Genomic DNA, 13,025 nt, shown 5'->3' on the forward strand with positions numbered 1-13,025 from the left:
TCGTCTGAAACGATGGCTTGGTATACCTTGCTCCTCTTGGGATCTTTGGATACGATGGGGAATTCGCCAGGGCTCTCAGAAAGCTCAGAGAATGCCGTCTCCTCCAGGTCTAGGCGAAAACCTTGGCGCTTGTTCGCGTCTGGACCATGGCAAGTATAGCAGTTATCGGAGAGGATAGGTTTAATATGGAAGTTGTAATCTACAACCTCAGGGAGCTTCAGGGATGAATAATCATCTTTGGAAACATGGAAGGCGCCACTGGTGAAGGCGTACAACACCCCTAAAAGTACCACAAGGATAGATATAATCAATATTTTCTGTTTCATTTTACTATTGTTCATTTTTATAAAAGTCGGGGGATACCAATATTAATTCGATCATAATTAGGTTAAGAAATTATTTGCAGCTTATCCGTCAACCAATGTAAAATTCAAAATTTTATTATGAGAAAAAGAATTCCATCATTTTTAGTCTTATTCTTTATTAACCCAATATTCGATTTAGTTCTTAGTTATTTACCTGAACTTATTTATTATTACCTATTTACCTATCTATTTTAAGAATTGGATCGAGCTTACTTAGAAATTTCAAAATGTCGAAAGATTTTTCTTTTTAGATTTTCTCCTTGCAGCCATGACCTATTAAGAATATTGTATAATATTGCCTGATACTACTCGTATAAAAGGACCAACATTAAGGTTAGTTTATAGGAAAAGTTTTAACAAAAAACATATCCCTCACCGTATTCTTAAATTTTTCACTTAAAATGAAATTACAAATCATATTTTAGACTAAGAAAGATATAAAAAATATCAGTCAATAAATCAGATCATTAAAACTTCTATTAACTTATCATTAGAAAAGTTGATTCAAGTCTATGAATTATCTTATTCTCTCTATTTGCAAATAAACAGACCCCATTCTTAATCCATATTTTCTAACATTATCCTTCCATTACAAAAAAGTAAGGCAAATTTTAAAAGCAGAAGTGTAACTTGTCATATTTCCATAGAAAGTTGAATGAGCATTATACTATTTTCAACGTAATCTGGCTATATAGAAAAAGGGATTTTAAACCCTTTGCTTTCTTTCCCCTAAATGGTCTACACCTTGCTCCCTTTCTAAATCGATCATTTTTTCAGGTCTAAAATTTAGAATCAATGCCCTTCTCTGGGAATCGGTACAATTACCTTTACTATAATGAAGTGTATAACCGTCGTGAAAAGTACATCCACCTGGAGATAAGGGAATACTTTCTGCTTTATCCGTTGGTGTATCGCAATAAAGTGCCCCTCCGTTGGGTAGATTTTTATGTGGCAAAATAGCATAACCTTCTCGTTTGGGTACAAACCACATACATCCATTCTCCACATACACCTCATCTAATGCTATCCAACAACTAGCAGACCTTTTGTCTGGCATAGCTATCCAATAGGCTGCATCTTGATGCCATGGCGTTTCTGTCTTACTATGGGGAGCTTTATTTATCATCATATCAAAATCGAGTTCCATATCGTCTCCCAACAGGTCCTTTGCCCACTGTAACGCTACTTTATACGCTTTGGTTTTTAGCAATTCTGGAATTACCGTGCTTGGTCTCATTATCTGTGTAATTCGCTCTATCTTTCTAGATTCGGATCCTTCAACACCGGCAAGATCACTTCGCAAATGTCTGGTCTTATCCTTCTCTAAGAGTAATTCATCATAAATTGTTCGTAGATTATTAACCTCATTTGAGGAAAGCAAAGTATTAATTTTGATATACCCATCTTTAATAAATTCTAATCGTAAGTTTCCCATGAACTCCATCTCTTTAAGTTTTCAAATTTGCTATTAAAAAAATGGGAAGTCTTTCGTTTTTGTACTATCTTATTTTTTTATACAAGCATAAATGAATCTAAAAACACATAACAGAATTGTAATAAACCTTCAAGAATATGGAGTGAAAAGAGGGGTATCATTTGGACATTACAAGTATAACGAGGTAAAACCTGGACTGGAAAGTCATCAACACCAAGGAGCCTTGGAAATTTGCTATTGCATGAAAGGGCAACAGCATTATAAAATTGGTGATAGCATGTATGAACTAAATGGGAACGATATTCTTGTGGTTCCGCCAGACACCATACATAGTACGGGTAAATTCCCCGAGGATAAAGGAGAATTGTTTTGGCTCCAGATATTAGTGTGTCCTTCCTATGGAAAGCTTTGCAATCTACCCAACCAACAATCAGATTTTTTGCTTAATGCTATTTTAGAAAGATCTGAATATATCTTTAAAGGTGCGTTTCAATTGAAACTAATCTTAGAGAAATTAGTTCTTCAATTTAAAAAAAAGGACTCCATTCTGTCGCGCATCATGGTCAATCAATTGCTAACTGAATTACTGATAGAAACGGTACTATTATCTCAAAAAAAACAGCAACTCTCTTCAACTAAAAAAATAAACATATTGGATACCTACATAGTAGAAAACCTGCATAGGATTATTTATGTAGATGAATTGGCTAAATTGGTCTCTATGTCCACAGGCTATTTTAAGGCCTGGTTTAAAGAAACAGCCGGCATGCCTCCAAAAGAATATGTTAACCGAATGAAAATTGAACAGGCGAAGGTAGCCTTGCAAAATAGCACGACCGTAACCAAAGTTGCTTTTGATCTTGGGTTTACTACTTCCCAATATTTTGCCACTACCTTTAAAAAGTTTACAGGATATTCACCAAGTACATTTAAGAATTCACAACCTAAATAGAACCAATTAATAAAGTCCAATAATCCTATTCTCTATTAATCTTCATCTCGTTTGAAGAATCAACTTTTATCTGGGACCTTTTCATATTCTTTAAGTGAATGATCTTTTCAAATTCTTCGGTTTCCCAACTATTAGCCCCAAGAATTACCTTATCACTGTGCTCTAAAGAAATCATAGGTTGCCTACTAACGCGAAAATGATCAGATTTTACGCCCTTAATGATATTTCCCGTGAAATTGATATTCTCCGTTGCCCTAGCAAATAATAAGGGAGGACTAAAAAGAGTAAACTCATTATTTACAATGTTGATATTGGAATGAACGTATTTTCCTTTTTCAAATTTCAGGGTCTCGGGCATTATTGCAATAGGGTAAGTATTGGGAAAGGAGTTATAACCACACTCTATAAATTTATTGTTCCTAATAGTAACGTCCTTCACAGGCCCGGACTCGTACCAATAATTGCAATCGTTGGCGATTAGGATAGCATGCATTCCTGTTCTATAAAAAATATTGTTTTCAATCAATACGTTCTTACGGGTAGTTACTAGAAGTCCTCTTGTATTGGTATGTTCAAAACGGTTATTGCGAACTACCAATTCTGGGGTCTTGGTAATATTTTCTACCGCATGATTTTCTTTTAAACTTTTTGGAACAAGTCGGTCTAGCTGCAGTTCTAGCACTCGTTCCGAAATTTTTGTTACTTTTTCTACCTTAGCCTTTTCATAGACCAAAAGATTTTCATTGTTGACAAAACCAATAGTATCGCCAGGATCAAAGGCCATTAGATTCCAAGTCTGATGGTGCATAAAACGCACCTTAATCTTATTTTCTTTATGTTCTATTATACGTAAATGGGTACCGTGTACGTTCACTGGATCATCATGAGCGCCAGAAAAAACACTATTTTCTATTACAATCTTCCCATAACACCCAGAGAAATGTAAAAAATCGGCAAAACCGGCAATAACCCTTCCCGTTTCGGGACGGGGTTTCGCCATAAGCTTATTAACCGATATGTTCTTGGAAAACTGACTCACCATCCCTAAACCGTGCATATAATGGAATCCGATATTATTAAAAATCAAGTTCTCAGAAAAATGATTGAGAACCCCTAAACAATCGCGGTAGGGATCCCTTAAGGTCAAAACATCATCCTTAGTTAGGTCAGCACCCTTAAAATCACCTTTAAACTGAATTTCATTATTTCCCAAATCAATAGCTTGAGCCTCCTGAAAGACTGGACTTTTAAAATAGTGCATGGTTTTCAGCTTCGGATCAAATCGAATAGTATGTAGCTTCTCGGATTTCCATCCTTCTCCATACCAAACTACCTTTTGGTCTATCACTGCATAGCGTGAATCGGGATGGACCTTCACTATGGCAAAATCTGGCCCTAGCTCCATTACCGCGAATTCGGACATGGTGGGACGTTCATAATCGAACCCTATATTTTTAACGGTAATATTTCGACTGTTAAGATTGGCCAAATGAATCATCTTCCCATGGCTTACTATAAGTGTCTCATCCCCTTCCAAAGTGATGTTATTCACATTCTCCAATAAAATACCCACGCTCCTCACTTTACTTAGGGTGTCGGACTCGGTGGCATTGGATACATACAATTCCCTTTTGGCCGCAGCGGCAGGCCATAGATCTATCCGACCTTTAGGAAAACGTACTATGGCCGATTCGTACTTAGCGGCATCAGCCAAAGCTTTAGTAATTGCCGGAACTGCATCCTTAAAAGAATTAGCCTCAACACCGTAATCTTTTAAGTCTATTACTTTTTGGGCATGTATCAGATTGACCACACCAAAATATAGAAAAAAAGCCAAGAGTCTCGTTCTTTTAAACAAGATAATAGATCTAGAAAATACTATTAAAAGATTTGACATAATTATAAAACGCTTGGCCCGTTGTTAATTTAATGGTCGTAGTGCCGCGTCTAGTGTCAACACTTGTCCTCCTATTAAATTAACATCAACTGTTATATCTTGGTATTTCACCTTGTGGGATTGGTTTACACCGGATAACAATCTCACCAAAGTTAATTTACCTTCGTTCCATTCCATATCCACTTGGATTCCGCCCCTAGCTTTTAAACCAGAAATCTTTCCTGAAGCCCAGGCCTTGGGAAGCGCGGGAAGTAAATGGATTCCACCTGAGTGTGACTGAAGGAGCATTTCTGCCATCCCTGCCGTTGCCCCCATATTTCCATCTAATTGAAAAGGTGGGTGGGTAGATAGTAAATTAGTGTAGACTCCGCCTCCGTCCATCATGTTTACACCATCCTCATGCACCAACTGCATGGCTCTTCTCAATAATTTATAAGACCGATCTCCATCTAACAACCTGGCCCAAAAATTAATTTTCCAACCAATAGACCAGCCGGTACCGTCATCGCCCCTAGCATTTAAGGATACTCTTGCTGCTTCTACTAGATCTGGTGTCTCTAAAGTATTCACCTGAATTCCTGGATAGAGTGCATACAAATGAGAAACATGTCGATGTTTGTTATTGGGATCATCCACATCTTCCTTCCATTCTTGCAACTGCCCCCACTTCCCTATTCTCAATGGCAATAGCTGTGATTTTGCAGCAATCAATTTTGCTTTAAATTCGTTGTCTTCCCCCAGTACTTCGGTGGCTTTAATACAATTTGTAAAAATATCCCATGCAATTTCTATGTCCATATAGGCCCCAGTAGAAATCCCCCCGTGTTCGGGAGAATACGAAGGTGAGGAGACCAAATACCCGCCCTCATCTTTAGTAAGATAATCCAGCCAAAATTGGGCAGCCTCTTTCATTATGGGGTAGCCTTTTTCTTTTAAATAATTTCGGTCTCCAGAAAACTCATAATGTTCCCAAACGTGTCGGCCATACCAGGCTGCACCTCCAGGAAAAAAGCCCCATGGAAAATCCCAGCCTGGAGCGGTAAATCCAAATGGATTGTTCATGGTATTTACGATCCACCCATCGGCATTGAAAAAATCCTTGGCGGATTTTCTACCGGGAGCTCTTAATTTGTCTATATACTCAATTAAGGGTTCATGAGCTTCTGATAAATTGGTGATTTCGGCAGGCCAATAGATCATTTGAATGTTGATGTTGGCATGATAATCACTAGCCCAAGGCGGACTTGTCATATTATTCCATTTACCTTGCAAGTTGGCTGGCATAGAACCCGGTCTTGAACTACTTATCAGTAAATATCGCCCGTATTGAAAGTAAAGGGTTTCCAAGGCAGGGTCTTCTTTACCTGCAGCATACGCTTTTAATCTTTCGTTCGTGGGAAGGTTCTTTTGGCTTGTGGATTCAAGCTTAAAACTCACCCTATTAAACAATTGGGCATAATCTTCTATATGTTCGGATAAAAGCTGATTAAACTTTTTCCCTCTTAAAGATTTAATTGTCTTTTGGTTCAACGCCTTATAATCCCGTCCTGTATAATGAGGATATTCATTTTTATAATCCGTTGCGGCGGTCAGATATAAGGTTAGTTTCTTAGCTGATTTTACCTGAACTTCTCCGTTTACGAAAGTCGGTTTTTTACCATCTGACTCTATCAGCATCCTACTTTCCAATCCCATTCCGTTATTCTCTAAACTACCGGACATAACAAGGTCTTTCCCTTCCAAGGATATGGAAACATTTTTATGAACTGCGGTTTTCCTAATGACATAGTCGATTCCTTTTGGACTGTTATTTTCAAAATGAAATACTAAGGTGCGACTTGGATAACTAGCAAAATATGTACGCTTATGGTCAACTCCATTTTCGGTATAGGAGATAGTAGATACCGCTTTAGAAATATCTAGTGTTCTATTATAATTATCAGGGATACCGGTATGTACTGGTTTTACAAATATATCGCCAAAAGGTTGGTAGGCTCCATAGCCGGCCCATCCTGTTTTTTCATCATTACCTTTAATAACTCCAGTAAGTTCCTTGTTGGCCAGTTGATGTGCCTCTTGGTATTTCCCCTCATTGAGCAACCTTCTTACCTCGGGCAGGTGTTTATGTGCATTTTCTCTATTGCCGCCATTATATTCGTCCCATTCGCCCTTACCTCCTGCCCAAAGGCTTTCTTCATTAAACTGAATATGTTCTTCCTCTATACCTCCAAAAATCATGGCTCCCATATAGCCGTTTCCAATGGGCAAGGCTTCCATCATCCATTTATCCGCAGGAGCTTCATACCAAAGTTTTAACTGATCATTTTCCTGGCCATATACTTTGAATGTGGTAACAAATACGATTGTAATAAGGGCGCTGAAATAGCTTAGGTTTTTAAAGTTCATATGTAATAATAATTATTTGTAGTTCCCTATGAATATGACTCGAATAAGGGATATCCTAGATTATTTTATGTTTTTTCGCTAAGATAACATTTGTCCCTTAATGTCGTGATAGCTTAACATAATGATTAAGTACTGTGATTATTCCGTAAATTGGCTATTTATTAAAATAATGGAATAATTTCCCGACTGAAAACAGATGCATTAAGAATTGAATTCGAAATCAATTACTAGATTCGGAAACAAGAATTCCGTGTTTTATCCTGAAAATCAGCTCTAGCGATACTTTTTTATTTGAAATTGTTCAGCGTTGGCCTTATAAATTTTTAATTTTAGAAAAGTAATAAATACATTTTCTATTTTTTAAGCTATTTAAATATATCAAGAATGAAAAAGGAGGAATTATTGGGTAAAGAGCTTAGCAACCTATATGCAATAGCAAAACAAGTAAACCATTATTTTGATGGAAGTGAAATCAACTTTCTTTCAGAAAGAACGCAACAGATATTGGTCAATTATATAAAATTCAGTTGTACCAATGAAGAGCAAACGGCCGGAGCTCTAAGGGACCTCAAAATTAATCCGGGCAATACTTCCGATTCCATAGTAAACGAAATTACTGAAAACCTGCACGACATTACCACCCGAAAAGGCTATAGCAAAGAGATAAGGGAATTAGGTTTTCTTATGTCCTTGAATCGACTTATAGGGTACCACGAGTCCAACCTAGAAAATATCCAGTATTTAATGGACTTGGTTTATATCAAAACGAAGCGTTAAAAAATTGTTGTTTTTGCTTTTTAATTTTATAGAGCGGTAGGCATATAGAAGGTTTTTGATGGGTCAAAGTGAATTCAATATTAACAAGCTGATCCATAATTCATTTGACCCAAAATACTTTTTATAAATTAATGTTGTGGTGAAACTAAAGAACTAACTTAACTCCAAAAACTTATGGCTTAGTGTGATTAGTTTTTTCTTGGTATTTTAAAATAACACGACTATCAAAGGAGTTAAAAAGGCTAGGAAGAGGAAGGTTTTAATAAGTGACCATCCATAGCGTGCCCGAACAATAAAATTCCCAACCTTTCTCTTCTGAATATCTAAAGAAATTAGCTTCGAGCTCATTGTAAGCCCTCTCAAGAAAAAAGGCTATAGTTCTATCTTTATTGAATACAGGAACAGAAATCTGACGATTAAATTGAAGTGAAAATAGTACGTCCTTGATATCTAGTTTTTTGAAGTTTAATTTTTGATTAGACCATTCTGCCATCGACTGTAAATCTTCATGATCAAGGAAATCGCTTACTTTTGGTTCAATATACTTTCTGACTATAGAATCCGTCTTAATCTTTTTTGACAGGACGGATAATTCATCTATAGCATTTATTGAATCAATTTTCCTAACCCCAATATCATAAGACTCCGTGTTTACAAAACTGATCTTCACCTCATTGTCCATTCTTTTTATGAATTCCGAACCATAATCCTTGTCGGTGTATGCCTTATAGTATAACTCCTTATTATTATCTCTATGACCCGTAATGATTTCTGAATAAGCCTTAATAACTTCTTTAATTTCATTTTGCTCTTCTACAGATCGCATTTTTTGAGACACACAGCCCGATTGAAGAAAAAGTAGTGTTAAAGCAACAACAGTTATGTACGTATATTTCATGGTTGGTTATTTTATAATTAATTCATTTTTGTATTCGATACTGAAGCAAGATCCGAATTTTTAGCTAGTTTCTCTCTTCTAATTTATACCTATTTTAAATAGGAATTTCATACAATCAACTCCTTTAGCTCTGTCTCCTATATCTAAATCATATCCCTTTTCTCAAGTACTGGATGACATGAGACAAGTACATAGAGAAAGTGATGCAACTTACCGGCTTCTCTAATCAACAAGGTCAGACAAACTTAATCCTTCTAATAACCAGGCCAAATTAAATCGAGCGATTTTTGCTCCTAATTCACTTTCATACATCAGAAATAGTAATCCTTCTGAAGGGGTACCATTTCTGCCAGCTATTAAAGAGGAATAAGCAAATGCTCCTTTATCCACTATCTTTTTTACTGGCCAAGATTTTCCGCCGTTAAAACTAGCCCAAACAGCTCCATTACGTCTACCTGATTCAGAATCAATATTGCTATACAATAGAATATCATGCCCTTCTATAGGTAGTCTTACTAAACCTGCCATTAAACCATAATCCCTATTTTGGTCCCCGTCTGGAAGCTCCTCACTAACAGACAAATCCTTCCACGTTTCACCTCCATCATAACTCCATGCTATATAGCGCATACGTGGATTCTTTCCATCCGTAGACTTATGACGACGGGAATTATAGTATAAATGTCCGTTGGACAATTCTGCTATAGTGGCTTCCCCGGTCCCATAGGCAGGGAAAGGCTCACTTGCAAACCAAGTTTTACCGCCATCATCACTATACATTGCATTAGTATAATGGTTGTCCCAATGTTCCTTGGCATTCCCCCCTGCATAATACCTTGTGGGCCGGATTAAACGACCTGCATATTTTCCAAATTGTAAGGTAATACCATGCTCATTCATATGCATAGAAGGGATGTGTCCCAAACTATTGGATTTAATGATTATCTCCTCTTCTTTCCATGTAATTCCGTGGTCACTACTTCTAAAAACATGTAAAGGAGAAATAGGGTGACCTTCTTCTATAAAGGTAAATATGTCTCCAGAAGTTTCGTCTACCGTGGTACCTCCTCCCTGAAATCCAGGGTTGGCAATAGTTATTGCAGGGCCCCATGTATTTCCGCCATCCTCACTTCTCCGGACTCTAAAATTTTCACTCCCCCAAGTAGCCACTACTGAGCCATCATTAGCAACAACAAGATTGGGAAAACGTTCATCGTTAAATAAAACCTGCACATCAAAGATCGGCTTCTCTATTGTAAAACTTGAAAAAGCATTCTTAGTCTGGGCATTGGCAATATTCCCAAAGCCAAAAACAAATATTCCCAAATAAACAATTACGGTTCTCATCTATTTTTAAAAGATATTAATATCCTGATAGGTAAATCATTAAGATTAAAATCTTAATTTAATGAGTATCTAAATAGGTTCTCATCCACAATTCTAACTATAAATATAAATTAATTCTTCAACTAATTTCTTAGCTAGCCCATTTGAATTTCCAAAATTGATCAATTTGGAAAGAGTGATGCATAATATAATACCTACATAATTAAACTAAACATTGTTTTCACAAGGAGCATAAGAAAATGAAGGTAGGTTGGTCTGAGCCACGTACTATAAAAAAATCGAATTACTTATTTGATACCCAAGATAGCTATTTCCTTTAGAGGTTATAGAAATTTTTCTATTCTCATAGTTTTAATTAAGGACATCATGAACATCCGATATAGACAGCTATACAACCTGGTGACATATTATTTGTGAAATTTAAAAATTACACACAGTATCATCTAATTATTAACCTTTTAGATGAAAAAATGTACTTGTATTTGCCTTAAAAGGTAGGGTTTATCAACTAAAATAAATTTAGTATCTTTTATTCAATGTCCTAAAACATTGAAGAACGGGGAATTCGCGAATGCACAGAAACAGTTTTACATCTTTTATAAATTTCATAAAAAAGAAGCGTTTATCCTTTGAAGAATTAAATGTCTCACAGCTTTCCAAATATGAAGCGGATTTAAAATCCCGTGGAAGTACTGACGGAGGAATAAGTGTTAAGATGCGGGCGCTAAGAACACTTTACAATACAGCTATTCAAAGGGATCTAATTGCAGGTGAAAATTATCCTTTCCATAAATATAAAATTTCCAAATTGAAAGGTAAAGGAGCTAAGAAAGCCTTAAGTATTGAAGAGATAAAAACCATTATTGATATGAATATTAATCAATATCCTGAAGTTTTGGATAGTTATAATTATTTTATCTTCAGTTTTTACACCCGGGGAATGAACTTTGCCGATATTATGAAACTAACATGGGACAATGTAAAAAACGACCATATCCATTATGTCCGTTCAAAAACAAAGGGCAATTTCCAAATTAAAATTCTTCCACCAATAGAGAAAATCCTTGATCACTATAGAAAAAACACCACAGGTACGAAATATGTATTCCCAATACTGTTAAGTGACAACCTTACCCCTAGCCAAGTTGAAAACCGGAAAAATAAAATACTTAAAAAGTTCAATGGGATTTAAAGGAAATTGCAATTCATTGCAAAATTGATAAACCTTTAACAAGTTATGTTGCAAGACATAGTTTTGCCAATTGCCTTAAACAAAAAGGGGTAGCAACCGAAATCATAAGTGGATCACTTGGCTATCAAAATTTAGCAATTACAGAAGCTTATTTAAAAGACATGGATAATTCTGTACTAGATGCAGCAAGTGCGCTATTGCTTTAATTAATCCAATTATTTTTATGTTGAGATTATCTATTTATAAAGATTAACCTAGATATAGGGATACTTCTTTACGTGATTCTTCTTGTTGTGTAAGTTGTAATAGCATTTCTGATTTAAGCTCCTCTTTAACAGTGGCATACTCTTTATTATGAATTAAATTATTCATACAATGTCTGAATTAATATCGTAAAGCTCTTCTGTTGCTCGATTACCAAAATTTAATTGCCAATACTTCAATTCTCCTTTTTTACGTCGAGTATCTAATATATAGGTCATTGTAGCGCTACCATACGTGTTCAAGTATCCAGTCTCAGGATTCCTTTAAGGCCAACGATCTGTTTTAAAGTTTTAAATACAAGAAACCATTTTTAACAATTCCTCATATAGGGTAACCTTAACCATTTGGTCTACCTCCATCATGCCTTTCCTTTCCTATTAACAGATAATTCCATTCAGGATTTACAACCCCTTCTTTCTCAGATCTGCAGTAACAATTACAATCCTATTTCCCGTGACTCTTCCAACTTCTTTAACATTCTTTCCAAATGATCATCAAAATATTCCAACTCGTAAGCATATTCCAACATATCCGTCTTCACTAAATCCACATCTGGCCAAAATGTTGGCACTACGGTAATATTAAACATAGAAAACCCCATCTTGTTATTAAAAACCTCAACAGTTTAATGGACACTGGCTTTAAAAGCCTCTCTTTAAAACTCCTGCTTCCCGAATTCACTTTCGATAAACTTTGATTTATTCTTGTTTTTATTAAAAGTATAAGACAAATTCAAGAACACTACATCTACCTCGTACACGTAATTGGTAGTAGTATAAAACTCATTCTCCCTAAAGGTAGTTATACGTTGTTCGTTACTATCCAATAGTCCCATATCCATATTCTGCCACTGCAAGGTTGCTACAAGCCGGCTGTCTAAAAAGGTCTTACGAAGAGATAGGTTAGGCGAATAGAACCTAGAATCCTCCCCCTGTGCTGTATTGCGTGCAGAAATATAGTTGAAAGTAAACTGTGCGGAGGCAGTATCCGAAAAATCTACCGTGCTGTTGGCATTAATGGAATAGATAAAAGCATCACTATCAACGCTCCTGCCGTCATATTCGCCATCAATGGCATAACGATAAAGATTCCCTCCTATGAAGCTAGACCAATTTTTAGTCGGTTTCAATTGCGCTCCAAGTTCAAGTCCCATTGAACGGCTATCCCCTACATTGGAGTAAATCCGGTTAAGGATGGTATCGTTATAAATAGTATTAACACGATTGACCAAATTCTTAACATCCCTGTAGTACGCCGTTGCATAAACGGAATTACCACCCCCGAAATTCTTTGTCACTCCCAGTTCAAAAAGATCAATGAATTCTGGACGGAGGGTCGGGTCACCTTGCTCTAAGGTCTCAGAATGCTCTCTTTCCGGAAAAGGATTCATCATAAAAGTGGTGCTACGTTCTACCCGCTTACTATAAGCGGCCTTTAGTTTCGTATTGTTCTCAAAAGTATATTGTACCGAAGCAGAGGGAAAAGGTTTAAC

At 36.3% G+C, this 13,025-nt stretch carries 11 protein-coding genes and 1 pseudogene; 4 read left to right on the forward strand and 8 right to left on the reverse strand.

Annotation, left to right across the window (positions count from 1 at the left end; genetic code table 11):
- Positions 1-326: c-type cytochrome domain-containing protein (locus G466_RS22640; RefSeq protein ID WP_316929610.1), on the reverse strand; the 326-nt coding region annotated here is incomplete at its 3' end.
- Positions 327-1,071: 745 nt separating this feature from the next.
- Complete coding sequence (locus G466_RS22645; protein WP_084418984.1) at positions 1,072-1,800, reverse strand: phytanoyl-CoA dioxygenase family protein; 729 nt, start codon at positions 1,798-1,800, stop codon at positions 1,072-1,074.
- A 91-nt stretch (positions 1,801-1,891) separates the two neighbouring features.
- Between G466_RS22645 and G466_RS0118310 the strand changes: the two genes are divergently transcribed.
- Positions 1,892-2,752 (forward strand): AraC family transcriptional regulator, encoded by an 861-nt coding sequence (locus tag G466_RS0118310; protein WP_026814928.1) that lies wholly within the window; start codon positions 1,892-1,894, stop codon positions 2,750-2,752.
- A 25-nt stretch (positions 2,753-2,777) separates the two neighbouring features.
- On the opposite strand, the gene G466_RS22650 is transcribed toward G466_RS0118310, so the two are convergent.
- A complete protein-coding gene (locus G466_RS22650) occupies positions 2,778-4,649 on the reverse strand; it encodes a right-handed parallel beta-helix repeat-containing protein (protein ID WP_034236149.1) in 1,872 nt (623 codons plus the stop codon).
- Between the two features lie 24 nt (positions 4,650-4,673).
- Positions 4,674-7,055 carry a glycoside hydrolase family 95 protein gene (locus tag G466_RS22655; RefSeq protein ID WP_051315765.1) on the reverse strand — a complete coding sequence of 794 codons (2,382 nt, stop codon included), beginning with the start codon at positions 7,053-7,055 and terminating at the stop codon, positions 4,674-4,676.
- A 384-nt stretch (positions 7,056-7,439) separates the two neighbouring features.
- Here G466_RS22655 and G466_RS0118320 point away from each other — a divergent pair, with 384 nt between their 5' ends.
- The gene (locus G466_RS0118320) at positions 7,440-7,832 is read left to right on the forward strand and encodes a hypothetical protein (RefSeq protein ID WP_026814929.1); all 393 of its coding nucleotides are present in this window, start codon (positions 7,440-7,442) and stop codon (positions 7,830-7,832) included.
- Positions 7,833-8,091: 259 nt separating this feature from the next.
- Here the strand turns inward: G466_RS0118320 and G466_RS0118325 are convergent, their stop codons facing one another.
- Both G466_RS0118325 and G466_RS0118330 read right to left on the reverse strand, forming a co-directional pair.
- On the reverse strand, positions 8,092-8,730 hold the full coding sequence (locus G466_RS0118325; RefSeq protein WP_026814930.1) for a hypothetical protein: 639 nt from the start codon (positions 8,728-8,730) through the stop codon (positions 8,092-8,094).
- 222 nt (positions 8,731-8,952) lie between these two features.
- Positions 8,953-10,077 carry a sialidase family protein gene (locus tag G466_RS0118330; RefSeq protein ID WP_026814931.1) on the reverse strand — a complete coding sequence of 375 codons (1,125 nt, stop codon included), beginning with the start codon at positions 10,075-10,077 and terminating at the stop codon, positions 8,953-8,955.
- Positions 10,078-10,645: 568 nt separating this feature from the next.
- On the opposite strand from G466_RS0118330, the pseudogene G466_RS0118335 reads away from it, so the two are divergent.
- Positions 10,646-11,269, forward strand: a pseudogene (locus G466_RS0118335) (tyrosine-type recombinase/integrase); the annotation flags it as partial.
- 23 nt (positions 11,270-11,292) lie between these two features.
- Positions 11,293-11,475: a hypothetical protein gene (locus G466_RS24785; protein WP_394331704.1), complete on the forward strand. Its 183-nt coding sequence runs from the start codon at positions 11,293-11,295 to the stop codon at positions 11,473-11,475.
- A gap of 494 nt (positions 11,476-11,969) precedes the next feature.
- Here G466_RS24785 and G466_RS24010 read toward each other — a convergent pair whose 3' ends face one another.
- Together G466_RS24010 and G466_RS0118350 are read right to left on the reverse strand one after the other, a co-directional pair.
- The gene (locus tag G466_RS24010) at positions 11,970-12,122 is read right to left on the reverse strand and encodes a hypothetical protein (protein WP_157374020.1); all 153 of its coding nucleotides are present in this window, start codon (positions 12,120-12,122) and stop codon (positions 11,970-11,972) included.
- Between the two features lie 66 nt (positions 12,123-12,188).
- The coding region (locus tag G466_RS0118350; protein ID WP_026814933.1) for an outer membrane beta-barrel family protein at positions 12,189-13,025 on the reverse strand (837 nt) is incomplete at its 5' end.

Source organism: Arenibacter certesii DSM 19833 (genome assembly GCF_000429545.1).
GTDB classification, from domain to species: Bacteria; Bacteroidota; Bacteroidia; order Flavobacteriales; family Flavobacteriaceae; genus Arenibacter; species Arenibacter certesii.